Below are 17,520 nucleotides of genomic sequence, written 5' to 3'. Positions count from 1 at the left end.
CCACCCCCAAATGTTTACAGTGTGAGCATAGAGACAAAGGTAACAGTGTCAACATGGAAAAGCGGTATCACCACGGCGACTTGCGCAAGGCGTTGGTCGAGGTTGGCCTGCGGCTTCTGGCCGAGCGCGCCGTCGAAGGCGTATCACTGCGTGAGATGGCACGTGATGTCGGGGTCAGCGCGACCTCGGTCTATCGGCACTTCCCGGACAAGGCGGCGCTGATGCGGGCGCTTGCCCTTGAGGGGCTGGACCGACTGGCTATTGCCCAGCAAGACGCAGCCAGCGGCAAGAGCGGCACGGCGTCGTTTGCGGCGACCGGGCGGGCCTATGTGCGGTTCGCGCTGGCCAACCCTGCCCTGTTTCGTTTGATCTTCACGTCATCGGCTCAGTTGCAGGCGACCGGTGAAATCGAAGCGTTGCGAATGCTGCGTGCCAACGCTGCCGCAGGATTGCCGAGCGGCGCAGACGCGGGTCAAGCCGAGACGAATGCCTTACGGTCCTGGTCGCTTGTCCATGGGCTTGCCATGCTGATGCTTGATGGCCAACTACCAGCTGACGACCAGCTTATCGAAACGCTCATCTCTGGATAGTTCGTTGCGCCACGGTCCGGCATTGGACAGCAGATTGTCGCAAATCCAGTGACATACGAGACGTCCGAAACTTAGGACATGCGCGACATGAAGGTATCAATCTAACCTATTGGCTTGGGGTCTACGGTTTGTTAGCCGCGGTCGCCTTGGTGAGGGTGCGGTGTTCGTAGTGGTGATGCTGCTAGCCCGGCTGCTTGGTTGTAGCCATTGGGGTAATGGATCAGCTCATCCGTCATGGAGTTGCTGATCGAAGCGGTCGATCTGACACATCAGTTGGCTCACACTGGCTTCAGACGTACCTAGTAGCTTCTGCGAAGCCCACAAAACGGTGGCTTAAACGCCATTGTCCGGGAACGTAAAAGAACCAGAATGGTTATCGCCCTCAGGGGAGTCTGGCAGTGTGGCACGCTCCATGGAGGCGTGATGAAGCAGCGGGACGACTGGCACCTGACAGAAATGCTTGATTACGACCACGGACGAGCGGATCCGTTCGCGGCGGCCGTTCGCGCGACACGTATGCCGATGGTCATCACCGACCCTGCACGGGACGATAATCCGATCGTCTTCTGCAACGAGGCGTTCCAGCAACTGACCGGCTACGATCGTGACGAGATCATCGGACGCAACTGCCGTTTTCTTCAGGGCGCCGATACTGATCGTGACGAGGTGGCGAAAGTCCGGGCCGCCGTAGAAGCGCAGACAGATATTGCGGTTGATCTACTGAACTACCGCAAGGACGGCACCACGTTCTGGAATGCACTGTACCTCAGCCCGGTGCGCAACGACGCCGGCGAGGTGGTGTTCTTTTTCGCGTCACAGCTGGACGTCACCGAGCGCGTTCAGGCCCAGCGCATCATCGCCGAGCAGAAGGTGGTGGTGGAGCGGGAGGTCGCGGCACGCACGGGCGACCTGAAGGCGGCACTGGAAGCCAAGACGCTGCTGCTTCACGAGGTAGATCACCGTGTCAAAAACAACCTGACGATGATCGGATCGCTGCTGCGACTTCAGGCGCGCAGCATTCCCGACCCTGCGATCACGGCCCGTCTGGAGACGATGCTCGAACGGGTCGACGCGCTCGCCACGGTTCATCGGCGTCTCTATCAGTCGGACGACGTTACCCGGTTCGACGTCGGGGCGTTCGCTGAAAACCTGATATCGGATGTCGTCGGCGCCAGCGGCCGCAGCGACATCGAGATCGAAACGCGGATCGCAACGATCGATGTGCCTTCCAGCAAAGCTACCCCGCTTGGCCTGATCCTCAACGAGATAGCGACCAACGCGATCAAGCATGCCTTCAGCGATGGGCAGGCTGGCACGATCACTGTCCGTGCCGCCCTGGATGGCAACGATGCCATCATCGAAATCAGCGATGATGGAAACGGACTTCCCGAAGGCGATACCAGGCCAGATGGCATAGGCAAAACCCTGATCTCGCGTCTCGCCCGTCAGGTAAGGGCCACCGTCGTCTGGTCGGACGCAGCGCCCGGGGCATGTGTAACCCTGTCTTTCCCGGTGAACGACTGATGCCGACCCATCTGCAAGCGCCCCTCAGCGTCCTGATCGTCGAGGACGAAGCTCTGCTGGCGATGGATATGGAAGCGATGGTTGAGGATGCCGGCCACCGGGTCATCGGTGAAGCGGCCTCACTTTTCGAGGTGGAAGACCTTGCCGGCGACCTGCGGCCAGATCTCGCCTTCGTGGACATCCAGCTTGCGCAAGGGACCAACGGGCTGGATGTCTGCGCCTTGATCCGGAAGCGGTGGACAGATGCAATCGTGATTTTCGTCACCGCCAATCCGCTCAAGATACCGACCGATTATGCCGGTGGTCACGGGGTGATCCCCAAGCCGTTCTCGCGCAACGGCCTGATCTCGGCGATGCGCTATATCGAGGAAGGCGTTTGCGATCCTCCGCCTGTCTCTCCCCAGCCCGCCAGTTTCATTGCCGCTCCAGCTTTCCTTGCACGATGGTCATGACCACGGTCATAGCTGGAGCAGGCTATTCCCAAGTTGCGTCTAGGGCAGCTTGGTCAGGGGCTAATATTGCTCTGATACAAACTGTTAGCTAGAGCTGTTCCTGTTTTGGATCGTAAGCCACTTCCTTCTTCCCCCATTGAGCCATTCGAAGCCCCTCCGCTGGTGCAGGAGGCGATCGAGGCGTTTGCGCGTGGTATCGATGGCAGCGATCCGTTTGTGGCGGCGTTCGATCATTGCATCACGCCGATGGTCGTCAGCGATCCGACGCTTCCCGACAATCCGCTGGTCTACGTCAATGCCGCCTTCGAGCTACTGTCGGGTTTCCCGGCCGCAGAGGTCATCGGGCGCAACTGCCGGTTCATGCAGGGGCCCTTGACCGATCAGACCGATGTCGAACGGATGCGGCAGGCGATCGCTCGCCGGGAACGCATCGATATCGATCTACTCAACCATCGCCGTGACGGGACGCCGTTCTGGAACCGGCTGATGGTCGCGCCAGTGTTAGGTGGTGATGGCGCTCTGCGGTACTTCGTCGCCTCGCAGCTCGACGTCACGCTGGAACGCCATCGCCTGCGGCAGCTCGAACGCGACCGCGATGTCCTGAGCGCAGAAGTTGCCGAGCGCGAGCAGGCACTGGCGGAGCGCGAGACTCGCTTGGCGCTGGCGCTGGACGCCGGCGGGCTTGGCACCTGGAATATCGACCTGCCCGACTGGCGTTTGAGCTACTCGGCGATCTGTCTTGCCAATTTTGGACGGTCTGCCGAAGAGGTTCTGACGCCTGCCATGCTGTTATCGTTCGTCCATCCCGACGATCAGGAGCATGTCCGGTCGGCGTTTTACCAGACGCTAGAAAACGGCACGCCGTACCAGGTAGAATATCGTATCCTGACTCCCTCGGGTGACCAGCGCTGGATCCACTCGCAAGGTTCTCTGCAACGCCGCGCCGACGGTTCGCCCTTGGCGATGTCAGGGTTCTCGACCAACATTTCGGACAGGAAATTTGCCGAGGAGCATCGTGCCGTTCTCGCAAGCGAACTCACCCACCGTGTGAAGAACACGCTCGCCACGGTCGGTGCGGTGGTAAGTCAGACGCTGCGAGACGCATCGTCGCTGGAGGATGCACGAACCGCGGTGGGTGGCCGAATTGCTAGCCTAGCGGTGGCCCATGAACTGCTCCTCAAGGACGAGATAGATGGCGCTGCCATTGGTGATATCGTCGAACGCGTGCTCGCACCGTTCATGGACAGTAAGGGCCAGCGGTTTTCGGCCGCAGGCCCCACGATACGGTTGACGCCGGAGGTGACGCTGGCCCTCTCCATGGCGTTGCATGAACTGGCAACCAACGCGATCAAGTACGGTGCCCTGTCAATACCTGACGGGCAGGTGATGATCCGCTGGGACGTTACAGGAAGCGCAGTGGAGCGGCGCCTTGCGTTCTCTTGGGTGGAACAAGGCGGTCCGCCGGTGGTGCCGCCAACCCGCGTCGGGTTTGGCACTCGGATGATCGAACGCGTCCTGTCCCGACATGTTCGGGGCAAGGCCGAAATTCTCTATCTGCCGGACGGAGTTCACTTTGATATCGAGGCACCGATCTAAGATGAGGTAGCCAACTTATCGGCAATGATAGAAAAATGCCCACCCCACGGACACATAAGTTAACGGCGCTGGTTTAGCTCCTACTAAATTAGGACCAAGCGTCATGTGCCATGTGCTCGTCATCGAGGATGATTTCCTCATCGCTGATCATATCATCCAGTTGATCGAGTCAGCCGGGGGTACATCATTCGATCAAGCCGCCACCCAAGACGAAGCAATTCGGGCGGCACGTGCCATGCCGCCTTCAATTATCATGTCTGATGTCAATCTTCTGATCGGGACAGGCCCCGCTGCGGTACGAGCGATTATCGCCGAACATGGACCAACGCCAGTCATATTCGTGACGGGTTCCCCCGATGCCTACCGTCTTTGCAATACCTCAGCGATTATATTGCAAAAGCCTATCAATGAGCGTGTTTTAGTTGATACCTTTCGTGATTTGGCGCCAACTTGAAAGTTGGTTCATAGCGGTAAGATTTCTTCATAGCGCCCGGCCTTACGCAGCGGGCGTACGATCCCGTTGAAGGCAGCGGTGACCCCTTGGCACGACCGATATCATTCGTCTGTGAGGCTGCATCCCAGTAGAGCACGAGGGGCCATCGCTCAAAGCAGTGCGGCAACAGGCTGCGCAGCGCCAGCCGTACCTCAACGACGTCAACCCGCCCCTCGGAACAGCGCGACACACCGGTGCGCAGGATATGCACCGACAGCGCGATGACGACGCGTCGGTGCCTGGGCAGCGTCGACACAGGCTCACTGGAAGTCGTGCGACCTGAACCGCACGACCTCCTCCGGATCCATGCCGTGGGCATGCGGCGGCCAGTAGCAATTGCGCGGCTCCGGCTTCCAGCCCTTGTCGCCGCAGTCGGGGGAGCCGGGATGCTGGCCGGCATCACCGCGGCCGGTGCGGTGCGGAAAGGACATGTCGCCAACGCAGAGGAACAGGTCACCATGGTCGATGATCCGGTCGCAGATGACGTGGATCACCTCTCCGCCATGCCGTTCATCAGCATGCCGGCGTTGTTGACGACCACGTCGAGCCTGCCATGTGCCCGGGCGAGCCCCTCGACCGCCGCGACGGAGCTCTTCTCGGAGAGCACGTCCATCTCGACGGGGTGGACACGACCCTCATCTTCTGCCCGCAGCGACCGGGCGGCGGTCTCGTTGCGGCCGTCGACCCCCCGCATGCCGGCGTAGACGATATAGCCTGCATCCCGGAGCGCCTCTGCGACTGATCGGCCGATGCCCGACGCCGATCGGGTGACGAGCGCCACCTCGCGCTCTTCCCGACGAGTGGTCATGCCATGCCTCCATGGGCCCGCACGCTCTGACCGCTGATCCAATGCGCCTTGCCCGAGACTAGCTGCTCGATGGCGTCGGCAATGTCATCCGGCTGGCCCAAGCGATCCGTTTCGAAGCGCTGGCAGATGAGGCCGGGCGTCAGGTGGAGGCTCATGTATGGAAGGGCATGGTTCACGTCTTTGCGACCAACGTTGCCATGCTGAAGGCATCGGCTCAGGCGCTTGATGGGACCGCGGAGTTCCTCAAGCGCCACTTCTGACCGAGCCCGGGCCCGTCCGCGTCACCGGTCGGAGCCGAAGCGCGGGCGAGAACGTCGTGCCAAACCTGCGGCCAAGCACGGCTGCGACTGGTCAGCCATGGAGTGGTGCGCCCTTCACCGCCTTCTGGACGTCCTTGGCGGGGCCTCGAACGGCAACGCCGACTAGGTCCGCAGTGTCGACCGGCCCGCGGAGAAAGACCTCTCGATCGGCACAATCGTGACCGGTGTCGAACATCGCGCGGACATAGGCCGCACAGCATAGATCGCGCTGCAAGGCCTGCTGTCGAACCCGCCGAAGGGTGTCCCACCCTCATCAGGCAACAACTTTGATTCCCCTCGTGCCAGTGCCTTTTGAGTATACGCTACGCGCTCTCGCCCCTTTGAGAGGCGGTTTCGATTAGCAGATCACCCATCGGATTGCGTGATAATGGGCACTCGAGTCCTCTTAAGGTTCTAGCCAAAGAGCACCATACGGCACCTACTCAAGCGGCACTGTCGACGCTTCGTCTCGCGTGTCACGAAGTGCCCTCCCCACTGCCGCCAGTCCCACAAACGATCAGAAAGCGGGAACGCCAAACGCTTCTCGGAACTCGACCATGTGAGAATGTGAGATTAGCCTTGGAGGAACGATATAGTCGCTTGACGTTAAGTCGATCTAGGTAGATTTAATGCGCATGTCTCGAACACGCGCGCTCTCACCCCATGCCCGGATGGTCCTTGCCGTCCTGCTCGATGCCGGTGGCCAATGGTCACATGGCTATGAACTGGCCCGCCTCGCCAACGTAAAATCAGGCACGCTCTATCCACTCCTGATCCGTCTGGAGGCGCAAGGCTATCTCGAAGCGGAATGGCAGCAGCCCGCTGAAGGGGGACGACCGCCGCGGCACGCTTACCGGCTGACCGCGAGCGGCGTGCAGCTTGCCCGCACCAATCCCCCCGGACATGCGGTTCCACCGGTTGGGCGAAGCCGGGAGGCAACCACATGAGCGCCGGCCTTCGCCGCGGTCTGGCCGATCTCGCGTGTCGTGCCCTGCAAGCGACGCTGCCCCCTTCGCTGCATTCGTGGGGATGGGCGGTCCGTTGCGAGACCGCTGGCATCCCGGATGACACCAAGGCGCTCCTGTTCGCGCTCGACAGCCTGTGCGGACTGATGCCGCGCGCAGTCGCATCGCATCTGCTTCACCTCTTCACCTCGCTGAACGGCGATGGCGTTCCGTTCTCCGAAGGATCGACTTCCATGCCAGTCTTCGACGCCATGCTGCGTCGCCCTCGCTCCCTCGGTGTCGCCTGTGCGATCGGTGCGGTCGTTCTCGGCCTTGTCCATATGGTGATCGCAGGTGCGCCGACGCGCTATCTCGGGGTCAATGTCGGCGCACTGGCGGTCGGCCTGACGATGCTGGCGCTGCTCGGCCGCACCGCATCGATGGGACGACGATGGACGGGCGGTGCCATCCTCGCGATGACGGGCGCGCTGCTGGCGACCGCTGTCGCCGGCACCGAGGTCGAGGGCGTATCGCGCTGGGTAAGGATCGGCGGATTTGCTCTCCAGCCCAGCCTGATCCTGTTGCCGCTGATGATCGTCGCCTTCTCGCAAGCCCGTAGCGTGTCCGCGACCGCAGGCATCGTCGTCGCCGCTGCCGCGATGGCGCTACAACCCGACCGGGCGATGGCCGGGATGCTCGTTCTCGGCCTCACGACGCTCACGTTCCTATCCCGTGATCGGCACTCCATCGTGGCGCTCGCCGCCAGCATTGCCGGTTTTGTGGTGACGTTCGCTCGCGCTGATACGCTGCCGGCGGTCCCCTATGTCGAGCGGGTCTTCTACTCGTCGTTCGATGCTCACGCCGGTGCCGGTCTGGCGGTGCTGGGTGGCTCGGCGCTGCTCCTGGTCCCGGCGATCGTCGGTTGGCGACACGATGCCGGCAACCGCGCGACCTACGCTGCTTTCGGTGCCGTGTGGTTCGCCGCGATCATGGCGGCAGCGCTCGGTAATTACCCGACGCCGCTGGTCGGCTATGGCGGCAGTGCCATCATCGGCTACGCATTGAGCCTGCTGGCGCTGCCGAAGCGGGCCGGAGTCCACGCCGGCGTCGCTTCCCGAACGCACGGCGAGACGGACAGCAAGCTGTCCGACCGTCATCTGCTCGTCGGACTGGCATGATCGCATGTCGGCTTCCACTGCTGCCAGCAAGCTCCGTCACACCGTCCGGCTGATGATGACACGGCCCTACCGGTACTGGCTCATCGCGGCGCTCCTCGCCGCCCTGATCTACTATGCATGGGGCGAGGTTACTCGAACCCGGGGCGCTCAAACGGTGTCGTTCCACCCGGCGGAGGAAACGTGCGGCATGTCCGGGTCGCTCCGCTACTGCGTCTATCGTGACCGGCGGGGGACAAACGGCGATGTCGTCTACCATATGCACGGTCGCAACCTCGACGAGCGCATCTGGAACGACGACACCTACATGACGGCCCTGATCCAGGCGGAATGGCAGCGCCGCCCCGAGCTGCCTCCCACCGTTGTGACAATATCCTATGGCTCGACCTGGCTGCTGACGCCGAAAGGGGAGAAACCAGACAGCGGGCTGCTGGATGATCTGATGGCCCGTTTGCCGGCGATCGAGGCGAAGATTGGGCGGCCGCGTCGTCGTCTGCTGATGGGCGAGTCGATGGGCGGCCTCAACGTCCTGATCGCCGGCCTGTCCTATCCATTGCGGTTCGCCAAGGTCGCGGCGCTATGCCCCGGCGTATATGCGACCTCGCCCTTTGCCTCGCTGTCCACGATCCGCACGACGATGCAGCGCACTGGTGCGAACCCCGAGATCATCTTTGGCGTATGGATGATGGCGCGCAAATATGCGGCGAACGACGTCGAATGGCAGCGTGTCTCGCCGCTCGCGCTGATCGAGCGGGCTGGTCCGGCCTATCCGGCGCTGTATCTGTCAAACGGCCTGTATGACACTTACGGCAATTTCGAGGGCACGCAGCGGCTTGTCGACAGGGCGCGCAAGCATGGCGTCAAAACGGAGTGGCATCCGCTCTATGGCGGGCACTGTGCTACGGACGCAGCATCGCTCGCAGCATTCCTTTCATCCTGACGCCCTTCCCGATTGGGAAGCTGCGACGAGACCACCCAAGCGGGTGTGATCGCTGCACTTCCACCAGCAGGGGCCGTTTTCTCAGAATCCGTTCCCAATTGGCTTTTCAAAAATGGTCAGGTCGTGACGGGAAAGCGGCCCGCTGAAAACTGCTGCCCTTATGCTACCTATCTGTGTTCAGGAAGCATCCGATGCCACTATCCATTCGCCGAGCAGCGTCAGGCCACACGCCTTTGCCAAAGCGACGGAACCATGGTTGTCGAGCTGGCAGCGGTACTGAGGCTCATAGTCCTGCTGCCGCGAGTGGCGACTGATCGCTTCCACGACGGCGCGCGCGTAGCCCTTGCCCCTGACATCGGACAACGTCAGCACGCCGAGGTCCGCGATCCGGCTGTTCTGCCATGGAAGCGCGCTGGCAGCGCTGACCAGGCGATCGCCATCGAAGCAACCAAAGACGGCCCAGTGATCGAGTTCGACATAGGCGTCCTCCAGATCCTGCTCCGACGCCTCCGTCTGAAAGGCGTCGAATGCCGCGCGGTCAGCGTCAGTAAGTTGACGTAACGCCTTCGACTGATCAGCTGCTGATGCCGTATCGCCAGCAAGGTAGAACAGGAAATCGGGATCGTGGAAAACGACGCCCGCTCCGGTCAATCGATCGCGCAAACCCGCGACCGTCATCATTCCCGCTGCATCGATGCCGATCACTTCGGCCAGTTCGGGCGTAAGGGCCGCGCGCGTCGAACCATCCTGCCCCTCCAAGATCATCGCCGGGCGCCTGGGGCTCAGGGTCGGTACCACCGTCAGCGTGACATCGCCTTCCATATCGACGCGGCGGCCGTCGAATGCTTCGAGCCAATAATCCAGGATTGCGCGCGGGAAGCCGGTCATGGCGCACGATAGCACCGTGCATGCGGTGCCGGTAGTTTTCGCCGAGGCGATCGGCTATCGGCGATGCCGTCCAGCGATTCACGAAAGGAGGGCCACGATGACCGATCATACCGCGCCCATTCGTGGAGTGATTTGGGTCGGCAGCATCCTTCTGCGCCACTGACGCTTCCGGTCACGAACACGACCGATACCCATCATCGCTGATATGAGGGCCACGCGAAGTCGCGTGGTGATGTTTCCATGACTGACGACGACGAAGACCTGTTTCCCCGCGTCTCCGTGCTGCGCAAGGTGTTGGCTTTCACCTTCCGGCTTTGGGCACGCGCACCGGTACTGGCAGCCGCCTGTGCTGCAGCAATGCTGCTCGGCACCCTGACCGAGGTATTCGTGCCGCTTTATGCCGGGCGGATGATCGATGCCGTCGGCAGCGGCGATGCAGGACCCGCCTGGCGTGCGTTCGCGGCCATCGCGGCGCTTGGCGGTGCGATGGTCGTGCTGCGCCATCTCGGCTGGTGGGCGATCACGCCGCTGACGCTCAACATGATGCGCGACGTGACGCAGGAGGCGTTCGCACGCGTCCAGCGGCTGTCGACTGACTGGCATGCCAACGCCTTTTCCGGCTCGACCGTGCGGCGGATCACGCGCGGCATGTGGGCGCTCGACACACTCAACGACGTGCTGCTGCTCTCACTGCTGCCATCGCTGACCGTACTGGTCGGGACGGTGATCCTGCTGGCGGCGCACTGGCCGCTGCTCGGGCTGGTGATGGGCATCGGCGCGCTCGCCTATATCGTGCTGACGGTGGGGCTGGCGACCCGCGTGCTGGCACCGATCGCGCGGCTGTCGAACCAGTGGGATACGAAGATGGGCGGCGTGCTGGCCGATGCGATCGGCACCAACGCCGTCGTGAAGGCCTTCGGTGGCGAGGAAAACGAGGAAGCGCTGCTGGCCCGGACCGTCGCCAAGTGGCACCGGCGCACGCGGCGGACCTGGATGGCGTTCACCTGGGCGGGATCGGGGCAGCTCGCATTGCTCTGGCTGATCCGCATCGCTGCCACCGGCGCGGCGCTATGGCTGTGGTCACGCGGGCGGGCGAGCGCCGGGGACATGGCCTATGTCCTGACCAGCTATCTGGTGCTGAACGGCTATCTCCGCGACATCGGCCAGTACGTCCACCAGCTCCAGCGCTCGGTGAACGAGATGGAGGAACTGGTCGCGCTCCACGACGAACCGCTCGGCGTCGCCGATCGCGTCGATGCGCGTCCGATCGCGATCAAAGCCGGTACGATCCGTCTCGAGGACGTGACCTTCCGCTATGCTGGACAGGACCGGCCGCTCTACGAGCATCTGGCCGTGACCATCCCGGCCGGGCAGCGCGTCGGACTGGTGGGACCGTCGGGGTCGGGCAAGACCAGCTTCGTTAAACTCATCCAGCGCCTGTACGACGTGGATGCCGGCCGGGTGACGATCGACGGGCAGGACGTAGCGCACGCGACGCAGGCTTCGCTCCGCAAGCAGGTTGCCATCGTGCCGCAGGAGCCGGTGCTGTTCCACCGCACGCTAGCCGAGAACATTGGCTATGGCCGAGCCGATGCGACCCAGGCGGAGATCGAGGAGGCGGCGCGGCTAGCCAACGCGCACGACTTCATCATGGCGCTGCCCAAGGGGTACCGCACCCCGGTTGGCGAGCGCGGGGTGAAGCTGTCGGGGGGTGAGCGTCAGCGCGTTGCGATCGCCCGCGCCTTCCTCGCCGATGCACCGATCCTGATCCTGGACGAGGCCACCTCCAGCCTCGATTCCGTATCCGAGGCGGCGATCCAGCAGGCCATGGAGCGGCTGATGGTGAACCACACTGCGATCGTCATCGCGCACCGGCTATCGACGGTCCGGGCACTGGATCGGATCCTCGTCTTCGCGAATGGACGGATTGTTGAAGACGGCACGCACGACGCTCTCCTGCGAGCGGACGACGGACATTATCGCCGCTTGTTCGAGCGGCAGGCGGGAACAGCAGCGCCGGCGATTGCAGTGTAACGCTTGGCGCTGCCTATCGCGAAAATGCGGAGGTTTGGGCGTCGGGTATGTCGACGATTTCCTACCGGCGGAACGTCTGAATGTGGTGGAAAGCCGACATTGCCCCGCTGCGAAGAAGCGTTAGGTTCGGCGCTGCATGGCAACGCTGACCGGGTTCGATCACCTCTACTTGGAGGACAGCTTCTTCCTCGGCTTCGGGGTGATTGACGGAGCCATGGAGTTGCGCGCGCTATTCGTCCTTGCCCGCGATCACCCGCTGTTTGAGCCGCCGCGCGGCGACGAGCAGCACTGCTATCGCGAAGGTTCAATACGCGTCGCAGGCTTCCGACCGCTGGACGTGCACGGGGCGGCCCGACCATCGGTCTTGCACGATCCTGACGGTTCCCTCGATCTTGGAAGTATCGAAGTCAGCGCCGATACGGACAGCTACCGGATCACCACAGAATGGTTCGACATGCGTTTCGAAGCCGCCAGCGTAACCGCCACACTGCATTCGAATGTCGGCTGATGGGCGGGAGCCGTCCGGCAGCTTTCCTATTCGATAGCGGTCCGTCGGCTTTCGGGTAATTTGGTCGGCTCGGAGCTGCCGGAACGGCACGACGTGGTGGATAGCGGACATTCGAAGCGCGCTGCAACGCATCACGGCAATGATGGCGGCAGTAGATCGTCGGTCACCCAGCCATCTGCCACGACCGTCATCGCCCGCCCGTCACACGAGCGTACATATATATAGGCCACGGTATGCCGGTTCGTGCCGTAGTCCTGCACGGCAATGCGGGTAAGGTCGTAGCTGATGCTGCTGCCAGCGCGCTGTGGGCCGTTCAATCGCCACGTACTTGGCGGGCGGGTGGGATTGCCTCGCTCCTCTTCACGGATGGATCGAACCCACTCGTCCAGAGCCGCTAGGCATGACGCTGGGTCTGCGTATTGTTCGACGGCCTGCCGTCTGCGGCTACCTACCGGGTCCGAGGTAGGCACAGCCATGCATGGTATCGGCATCATCGAAACGATCACGATAGGGAGCAACTTCATCAGTGCACATTAGCCAACCCGGCAGTGTCCGCAATTAGGCAACAGGGGAAGACCGGATGTGGTGGAAAGTCGACGTTCGCTTACGGCTCCGTCAGAGACAGCCTTTCATCTGTGTCGTCGATTATGTCCAATAGGGCTGCCTGCGCCTGCTGCGCCTTAAGCACGACGTCATTCCATTTCGGATCAGCAAGAATGGCCTCGTGATCGTAATCACCGTTCGGAGGACGATAAGCGTCAAATATGCCATGAAACGCGGCAACAGCTTTTGCCTCTCCGCTGGTCAGCAGACCGCCACTTACCGCCCGCCGATAACCGTCCTCAAGACTGAGACCGTTAAAGTAGCAGCATAGATACTCGACGAAGGAAAAATGCGGATTGGTGTTTTCTTTGTCGAGCCACATACGCTCCTGCGTTGCGCAGTCCGCGACTTCTTGCACACTTCTCAACCAGTTTATGCGCCAGTTTCGGCGTAGCTCATTATTCTGGATCATCGGCCATTACGTAATCCGATCAGCGCACGTCCGCTACCGGGCGCGATCTGTCCGGCAGCTTCCTGCCCGTCTCCTGGCGCAGCCAGCGACACGCTAGGCCGTTAGTAAAGTCATCGACGGCGCCAGTTCAGTTAGCGACGCGGTCTAAAGAAATATGCTTGAGGCGGAGCGGCCGACCGCAACCGACGGGGTCGCAGGCGTCCTTATCCTGGGTGAGTGGCTGATCCTGCGGGGCGGCCTCCACTTGGTCCGCTTTCTGAGCAGGCGGTACAGGTAGGAGATCCATGACGCTGTGCTGAAATTGCACCGCCAACAATTCTAGGTTTTCTTTGCTTTCACGGTGTGCGCAACCCGAAGTGCACATGCCCACCAAGGCAAGGGCAAAAAACCTGTCGTGCGTCCTTTTCATGCATTGATCATGACGCTGAAATCGTACGGCTGCAATCAACGCTTGAGCCTCTGAACCCAGCAGTTGCCGTTCACCTGGCTCTAGGGGGCCGCTTGATGCCGTTGAACGTCGTGATTTGGTGGCTAGCCGCCGTTCCTGGTCCCCGGCGAGAAGGGCAGACTGTCGCCTATCACAACCCCTTGGACGGCATAAAACTCACGCGGGATGCAGGTAGCGATGCAGTAGAGCACATTATCTGCCTCTTTACCGAACCAGAAAGAAACGTCGCCGTCATCCTGATGCTCGACGTGGATCGGCGCGAAACCGTGTGCTTCGAATAGCCGCGCAGCATCGCTCGCGCGTTCCGACCTAACCCTGACACGTCCGCCAATGCGCTTCTGCGAGGGTGGCCTGTCGTTATTTGGCGGCGTCATCTCACGATATTGTGCGGAACGCGGACCGTCCGCAACTGGTGGAATAGCGGACGTAGCTTAATCGTCCAGCAGGCGGCGTAACTCCACGCTGACGAGGCCTGAGGCGTTGCCAGCAGTTAGCACGGCCCGCAAATCTTCAAGCGATTGCAGTCGATCCGCCGCGTCAAAGAGTGCGTCAGGATCAGTCGCTCCAAGGTTTTCGGCTCGGGTGCGGAACATGAACTTGCTCTCGGCAACCGTGGCGGGTTCCCCGAGTGCGATCGGCCAAAGCGCAAAGTTGATGTAGCTCTGGTCCTTTGACCACGCCGACCCTTGTAGATTCACAAGCTGTAAAAATTCCGCTGTGCGGCGGACCCAGTTCGTCTTTCCCTTGCGCTTAAACCCGCGCCGCAAAGCGGCTTCGTCGATGGTCGTCGCGTCCAGCATGGAGCCTTTCAACCCGATCTTGCGAATGTCCGCAACTGGGCGACTGCGGAACGGCTGCTTTTGAAGGCCTACTGCGCGCCGAAACCGTGTCGTGAAACACCTGTTTGTCGCACAGTTGTAATTGAGACCGGGTTTTCCGTACATCCGGTCGCTGGAACGGCGATAACTAGTGGAAAGCGGGCCGGCCTCTTTCGATCGTTAGTCTGCTGTAAGCAGACCTTCGAGGGAATTAGCCAAAGGATGTTCGGGGTCATACGCTAAGTGCCCCAACCGTACCAATCACGATCGTTTTTCAGAATCATGTGAGGTTAGTGATTGGCCGTCCCCTGTGATCAACCGACATGCAGACTGCCGCAGCAGGAATGACAAGTATGCTTGACTCATAATGTCGCGTATGTTTTACATCGCGCAAGGGAGATCGGCGATGTACGAATTCACGCACGGTGGCACATGGTTCAACTGGAAGGCACTGGATCGCTCAAGCCGGTGGTTGGCGATTAGCAGCATCGCAAGTGCTCTGATTGCCGTTGGTCCGTTGCTGAAATGGACAAGCGACCTGGGTTATAGGATCGGCTTGTCGTTCGGCATGAAAGCGGCAGGCACGACCGCAACTATGCCTGCCGCTGCGGTCGACAGTGCTTCGCCATGGGTCGCGTTCTGGGTTGTTGGTTTTGGATTGCTGTCGGCGATCCTATGGTGGCGGTTGAGCGTACGACAAGATGAGCTATTCCATCGCATTCAAAATTACGCACTGGGGATGGGCGGTGCGTGGACTGCGGTTGCGCTGACGATCTGGGGCTTATTTGATATGGTTGGTTTAGCCGCTTCTATTCAACCACCAATGCCGCTGATGCTTTTCACGATGTTGACGACCGTCTTCGGCTGCGTAGCGGCGCGCCAATGGGCATCGTAACACGGTTGCCCGAACGCCGGGCGGTAGCTCGACTGACACAAGCGATGCTTGCATCGCAGGTTGGCGTCTCACGGCAAACAATCAACTCGATCGAAACCGGCCGGTTCGAACCTAGCCTATCGTTGGCCTTGAAGATCGCAAAGTCGTTTGAAACCTCAGTTGAGGAACTATTTGCTTTAGCAGATTAACAGGCAAGAATCCTATTGGACGAATGGCCACTCTAAGAAGTTCACGTTGCTGACCTTGGTGTCTTCATGTAGGCAACTGCCGCCGTGTCGTCGGCGCGCATGTCTTAAGCTTTGGACGTCGCATATGTCGTCGTTTTTGCGAATCTGGTTTGCCCGGAAGTGATCAAAACGGTCTGGCGTCTTCAGGAATTAATACCGTGATGGCCGCAATACAACAGGTCACGTCGGCGTCAGTCAGCGTCGGGATCAACAGCTTTTTGGGCAAGACGAGACAGCAGCGTAATTGGATCACGCCCGTTGCCGTAACCATACTTGGCTGCTTCCCTTTTGTTGCAACGCCTCTCACCGGCAAAAATGCCACAGCGGCCAGACGGTGTTAGCGCCGCCATGCCAGTCTGCGCATCGCTTCGAATTGGACCCGTTGGGGGAGCGCGCTCAGTCGGAAGCGGCAATCGGTACTGATCGCGCTTTTGACCACAGACGACAATTTCGTCATCATGGGAACCATCGCTATCACAGCCGGGTAAGATCGACAGGGACAGTGGCTTTGGCGAATGTGCCAAGTCGAAAGTGCCGAGGTCCGGACCTGCTGGCGCTGCTTGCAACGCAATGATCAGCCACAACGACATTGATTGCCCTCGCTATCCAAAAGTCCGATTCATGGCAGCGCACAGCCGATAAACGCCAGCAGCGCTGCAACACCGTTCCATGTGCGACCTTTCATGCGCTATATCCCTTTTTGCGATAACTATACTTGGCACTCGCTACGATAGGCGGCTTGCCGAAAGCGTCGGCGTCCAAGCCGTCAGGGTGTGGCGTCCTGTCGCTTCCAACGAGGGCCGCGGACGTCGAACCCCGCTGCGACCAGATCGTCCAGCACACCGCCGGGCTCTGCCAGCGTATCGAGAGACATCACCGCGAGCGTCACTTGCGGACTGTTCATCAGACTGTGGATTTTTGGGCCTAGCGACGCATCACGCGCCTGTTCCAGGCGGCTGCCCCTAGGCCAGCATGATCGCTGCCCATTATCCGCCCTGGCGGCCAGAGCGTCGGGAATGCGGCGTGCCGCCCAAGCCGCCGATCGCGCGTCGCGTGCACTCGCACGGGCTTGGATGCCAGCTGCTCCGGTCTCCACCAGCGTCACGGCATCCATCAGGCATGCCACGTGCGTGCGCGAAGCCGACCCGAAGAACTCGGCCGTGACATCCTTGAGGTTGCCTTGCTCTAGGGCGACCTGCTTAGCTTTGTTCTTGCCAAGGAAGCGGCGGACATAGGCGTCTGCGCCAGGGTCGAGCTTCCGCCTGTCTCTGGTCAGGCCGTTCAGCGTCATCGCCAGATGGTAGGGATGCTTGCGCTCGAAGCCCGGTTTCAGAATGCCTCGATCGCGCAAGGCGACGAGCCGCGCCCATTGCGCCGGCGTTGTCATCGCCTGCAAGGTCTGACCATCGGGAAGGGAGGCTTGCTTGCGCCATTTGCCGACAACGCCGATGAAGGAAAACAGCCCGAGACTGATATCCATCTTTTCGGGAAACATGACGCGGTCCGCTTTGGCGAGCGCGGCGTCCAGTGACACGGGGTCCCATCGGGTACCCGGGGCGACGCGACCGATCGATCCCACCAGCACGACCGTCGTTCGCGGTCCCGTCACGCGCCACACAGGAATGCCGCTGCGCTGCGCGACGACGACGATGTCTTCGGCGGTCGGGTTCGACAGAGCAGCGGAAGGCGTCTGCGCCGCTGATTGCATGACCGGGACAAACATCACGCTGACACCGATGATGCCTTGAGTGACGAGTCTTGAAAGTGATCCCAATCTCATTGCTGCCTTCTGCCGTGCCATTATGTCGGAAACGGGGCTGTGAGCTTTTACTTTGCTATGCCGGAATACGCACAACGACCGTTTAC

Annotated in this window: 21 protein-coding genes and 1 pseudogene; 13 read left to right on the top strand and 9 right to left on the bottom strand. The window is 61.1% G+C overall.

The genetic code is table 11. From position 1 onward, the window contains the following. Positions 1 to 53 precede the first annotated feature (53 nt). From ABD719_RS15645 to ABD719_RS15625, 5 genes are all read left to right on the top strand, one after another. Complete coding sequence (locus ABD719_RS15645; protein ID WP_344694300.1) at positions 54 to 590, top strand: TetR/AcrR family transcriptional regulator; 537 nt, start codon at positions 54 to 56, stop codon at positions 588 to 590. A gap of 423 nt (positions 591 to 1,013) precedes the next feature. Further along, positions 1,014 to 2,114, top strand: a complete 1,101-nt coding sequence (locus ABD719_RS15640; protein ID WP_344694298.1) for a PAS domain-containing protein — start codon at positions 1,014 to 1,016, stop codon at positions 2,112 to 2,114. Then, positions 2,114 to 2,566, top strand: coding sequence for a response regulator (locus ABD719_RS15635; RefSeq protein ID WP_344694296.1), 453 nt, complete (start codon positions 2,114 to 2,116; stop codon positions 2,564 to 2,566). The genes ABD719_RS15640 and ABD719_RS15635 overlap by 1 nt, the downstream gene beginning before the upstream one ends. Positions 2,567 to 2,728: 162 nt before the next feature. Continuing rightward, positions 2,729 to 4,162, top strand: a complete 1,434-nt coding sequence (locus ABD719_RS15630) for an HWE histidine kinase domain-containing protein (protein ID WP_344694294.1) — start codon at positions 2,729 to 2,731, stop codon at positions 4,160 to 4,162. 103 nt (positions 4,163 to 4,265) lie between these two features. Beyond that, positions 4,266 to 4,616, top strand: a complete 351-nt coding sequence (locus ABD719_RS15625) for a response regulator (RefSeq protein ID WP_344694292.1) — start codon at positions 4,266 to 4,268, stop codon at positions 4,614 to 4,616. A gap of 299 nt (positions 4,617 to 4,915) precedes the next feature. Here ABD719_RS15625 and ABD719_RS15620 read toward each other — a convergent pair whose 3' ends face one another. The 4 genes and pseudogenes from ABD719_RS15620 to ABD719_RS15605 form a co-directional block, all read right to left on the bottom strand. Next, positions 4,916 to 5,149: a hypothetical protein gene (locus ABD719_RS15620; protein WP_344694290.1), complete on the bottom strand. Its 234-nt coding sequence runs from the start codon at positions 5,147 to 5,149 to the stop codon at positions 4,916 to 4,918. After that, positions 5,146 to 5,463: an SDR family NAD(P)-dependent oxidoreductase gene (locus ABD719_RS15615; protein WP_344694289.1), complete on the bottom strand. Its 318-nt coding sequence runs from the start codon at positions 5,461 to 5,463 to the stop codon at positions 5,146 to 5,148. Before ABD719_RS15615 ends, ABD719_RS15620 begins: the two co-directional genes overlap by 4 nt. Further along, on the bottom strand, positions 5,460 to 5,618 hold the full coding sequence (locus ABD719_RS15610; RefSeq protein ID WP_344694287.1) for a hypothetical protein: 159 nt from the start codon (positions 5,616 to 5,618) through the stop codon (positions 5,460 to 5,462). Before ABD719_RS15610 ends, ABD719_RS15615 begins: the two co-directional genes overlap by 4 nt. Positions 5,619 to 5,814: 196 nt before the next feature. After that, positions 5,815 to 6,015: pseudogene (locus ABD719_RS15605) on the bottom strand (DUF2000 family protein); the annotation flags it as partial. 382 nt (positions 6,016 to 6,397) lie between these two features. Between ABD719_RS15605 and ABD719_RS15600 the strand changes: the two are divergent. From ABD719_RS15600 to ABD719_RS15590, 3 genes are read left to right on the top strand one after another with little or no spacing between them, the layout of a single operon-like run. Beyond that, positions 6,398 to 6,709 carry a PadR family transcriptional regulator gene (locus tag ABD719_RS15600; RefSeq protein ID WP_344694286.1) on the top strand — a complete coding sequence of 104 codons (312 nt, stop codon included), beginning with the start codon at positions 6,398 to 6,400 and terminating at the stop codon, positions 6,707 to 6,709. Next, on the top strand, positions 6,706 to 7,884 hold the full coding sequence (locus ABD719_RS15595) for a hypothetical protein (protein ID WP_344694285.1): 1,179 nt from the start codon (positions 6,706 to 6,708) through the stop codon (positions 7,882 to 7,884). The genes ABD719_RS15600 and ABD719_RS15595 overlap by 4 nt, the downstream gene beginning before the upstream one ends. A gap of 4 nt (positions 7,885 to 7,888) precedes the next feature. Beyond that, positions 7,889 to 8,821 carry an alpha/beta hydrolase-fold protein gene (locus ABD719_RS15590; protein WP_344694284.1) on the top strand — a complete coding sequence of 311 codons (933 nt, stop codon included), beginning with the start codon at positions 7,889 to 7,891 and terminating at the stop codon, positions 8,819 to 8,821. Positions 8,822 to 8,998: 177 nt separating this feature from the next. Here the strand turns inward: ABD719_RS15590 and ABD719_RS15585 are convergent, their stop codons facing one another. After that, positions 8,999 to 9,709: a GNAT family N-acetyltransferase gene (locus ABD719_RS15585; protein WP_344694283.1), complete on the bottom strand. Its 711-nt coding sequence runs from the start codon at positions 9,707 to 9,709 to the stop codon at positions 8,999 to 9,001. Between the two features lie 240 nt (positions 9,710 to 9,949). On the opposite strand from ABD719_RS15585, the gene ABD719_RS15580 reads away from it, so the two are divergent. Together ABD719_RS15580 and ABD719_RS15575 are read left to right on the top strand one after the other, a co-directional pair. After that, on the top strand, positions 9,950 to 11,743 hold the full coding sequence (locus tag ABD719_RS15580; RefSeq protein ID WP_344694282.1) for an ABC transporter ATP-binding protein: 1,794 nt from the start codon (positions 9,950 to 9,952) through the stop codon (positions 11,741 to 11,743). A gap of 136 nt (positions 11,744 to 11,879) precedes the next feature. Further along, on the top strand, positions 11,880 to 12,251 hold the full coding sequence (locus ABD719_RS15575) for a hypothetical protein (RefSeq protein ID WP_344694281.1): 372 nt from the start codon (positions 11,880 to 11,882) through the stop codon (positions 12,249 to 12,251). Positions 12,252 to 12,855: 604 nt separating this feature from the next. On the opposite strand, the gene ABD719_RS15570 is transcribed toward ABD719_RS15575, so the two are convergent. Then, complete coding sequence (locus ABD719_RS15570) at positions 12,856 to 13,266, bottom strand: hypothetical protein (protein WP_344694280.1); 411 nt, start codon at positions 13,264 to 13,266, stop codon at positions 12,856 to 12,858. Between the two features lie 504 nt (positions 13,267 to 13,770). Between ABD719_RS15570 and ABD719_RS15565 the strand changes: the two genes are divergently transcribed. Next, positions 13,771 to 13,995: a hypothetical protein gene (locus ABD719_RS15565; protein WP_344694278.1), complete on the top strand. Its 225-nt coding sequence runs from the start codon at positions 13,771 to 13,773 to the stop codon at positions 13,993 to 13,995. A 150-nt stretch (positions 13,996 to 14,145) separates the two neighbouring features. On the opposite strand, the gene ABD719_RS15560 is transcribed toward ABD719_RS15565, so the two are convergent. Next, positions 14,146 to 14,514, bottom strand: coding sequence for a DUF4304 domain-containing protein (locus tag ABD719_RS15560; RefSeq protein ID WP_344694277.1), 369 nt, complete (start codon positions 14,512 to 14,514; stop codon positions 14,146 to 14,148). Between the two features lie 424 nt (positions 14,515 to 14,938). Between ABD719_RS15560 and ABD719_RS15555 the strand changes: the two genes are divergently transcribed. Further along, a complete protein-coding gene (locus ABD719_RS15555; protein ID WP_344694276.1) occupies positions 14,939 to 15,427 on the top strand; it encodes a hypothetical protein in 489 nt (162 codons plus the stop codon). Then, positions 15,415 to 15,615, top strand: a complete 201-nt coding sequence (locus tag ABD719_RS15550; RefSeq protein WP_344694275.1) for a helix-turn-helix transcriptional regulator — start codon at positions 15,415 to 15,417, stop codon at positions 15,613 to 15,615. Before ABD719_RS15555 ends, ABD719_RS15550 begins: the two co-directional genes overlap by 13 nt. A 230-nt stretch (positions 15,616 to 15,845) precedes the next feature. On the opposite strand, the gene ABD719_RS15545 is transcribed toward ABD719_RS15550, so the two are convergent. Continuing rightward, the gene (locus ABD719_RS15545; RefSeq protein ID WP_344694274.1) at positions 15,846 to 16,244 is read right to left on the bottom strand and encodes a hypothetical protein; all 399 of its coding nucleotides are present in this window, start codon (positions 16,242 to 16,244) and stop codon (positions 15,846 to 15,848) included. 176 nt (positions 16,245 to 16,420) lie between these two features. Further along, complete coding sequence (locus tag ABD719_RS15540) at positions 16,421 to 17,428, bottom strand: TraB/GumN family protein (RefSeq protein ID WP_344694273.1); 1,008 nt, start codon at positions 17,426 to 17,428, stop codon at positions 16,421 to 16,423. Positions 17,429 to 17,520 lie beyond the last annotated feature (92 nt).

Origin of the sequence: Sphingomonas cynarae (genome assembly GCF_039537815.1) — a bacterium.
In the GTDB taxonomy this organism is placed as follows: domain Bacteria; phylum Pseudomonadota; class Alphaproteobacteria; order Sphingomonadales; family Sphingomonadaceae; genus Sphingomonas; species Sphingomonas cynarae.
The sequence above is the reverse complement of the archived record's forward strand: the minus strand, read 5'-3'. Positions and strand labels throughout refer to the sequence as shown.

Coding starts and splice junctions, on each gene's coding strand:
- ABD719_RS15645 (WP_344694300.1), top strand. CDS start 54: ATGGAAAAGCGGTATCACCACGGCGACTTGCGCAAGGCGTTGGTCGAG.
- ABD719_RS15640 (WP_344694298.1), top strand. CDS start 1,014: ATGAAGCAGCGGGACGACTGGCACCTGACAGAAATGCTTGATTACGAC.
- ABD719_RS15635 (WP_344694296.1), top strand. CDS start 2,114: ATGCCGACCCATCTGCAAGCGCCCCTCAGCGTCCTGATCGTCGAGGAC.
- ABD719_RS15625 (WP_344694292.1), top strand. CDS start 4,266: ATGTGCCATGTGCTCGTCATCGAGGATGATTTCCTCATCGCTGATCAT.
- ABD719_RS15615 (WP_344694289.1), bottom strand. CDS start 5,463: ATGACCACTCGTCGGGAAGAGCGCGAGGTGGCGCTCGTCACCCGATCG.
- ABD719_RS15610 (WP_344694287.1), bottom strand. CDS start 5,618: ATGAGCCTCCACCTGACGCCCGGCCTCATCTGCCAGCGCTTCGAAACG.
- ABD719_RS15600 (WP_344694286.1), top strand. CDS start 6,398: ATGTCTCGAACACGCGCGCTCTCACCCCATGCCCGGATGGTCCTTGCC.
- ABD719_RS15595 (WP_344694285.1), top strand. CDS start 6,706: ATGAGCGCCGGCCTTCGCCGCGGTCTGGCCGATCTCGCGTGTCGTGCC.
- ABD719_RS15590 (WP_344694284.1), top strand. CDS start 7,889: ATGTCGGCTTCCACTGCTGCCAGCAAGCTCCGTCACACCGTCCGGCTG.
- ABD719_RS15585 (WP_344694283.1), bottom strand. CDS start 9,709: ATGACCGGCTTCCCGCGCGCAATCCTGGATTATTGGCTCGAAGCATTC.
- ABD719_RS15580 (WP_344694282.1), top strand. CDS start 9,950: ATGACTGACGACGACGAAGACCTGTTTCCCCGCGTCTCCGTGCTGCGC.
- ABD719_RS15575 (WP_344694281.1), top strand. CDS start 11,880: ATGGCAACGCTGACCGGGTTCGATCACCTCTACTTGGAGGACAGCTTC.
- ABD719_RS15570 (WP_344694280.1), bottom strand. CDS start 13,266: ATGATCCAGAATAATGAGCTACGCCGAAACTGGCGCATAAACTGGTTG.
- ABD719_RS15565 (WP_344694278.1), top strand. CDS start 13,771: ATGCCGTTGAACGTCGTGATTTGGTGGCTAGCCGCCGTTCCTGGTCCC.
- ABD719_RS15560 (WP_344694277.1), bottom strand. CDS start 14,514: ATGCTGGACGCGACGACCATCGACGAAGCCGCTTTGCGGCGCGGGTTT.
- ABD719_RS15555 (WP_344694276.1), top strand. CDS start 14,939: ATGTACGAATTCACGCACGGTGGCACATGGTTCAACTGGAAGGCACTG.
- ABD719_RS15550 (WP_344694275.1), top strand. CDS start 15,415: ATGGGCATCGTAACACGGTTGCCCGAACGCCGGGCGGTAGCTCGACTG.
- ABD719_RS15545 (WP_344694274.1), bottom strand. CDS start 16,244: ATGTCGTTGTGGCTGATCATTGCGTTGCAAGCAGCGCCAGCAGGTCCG.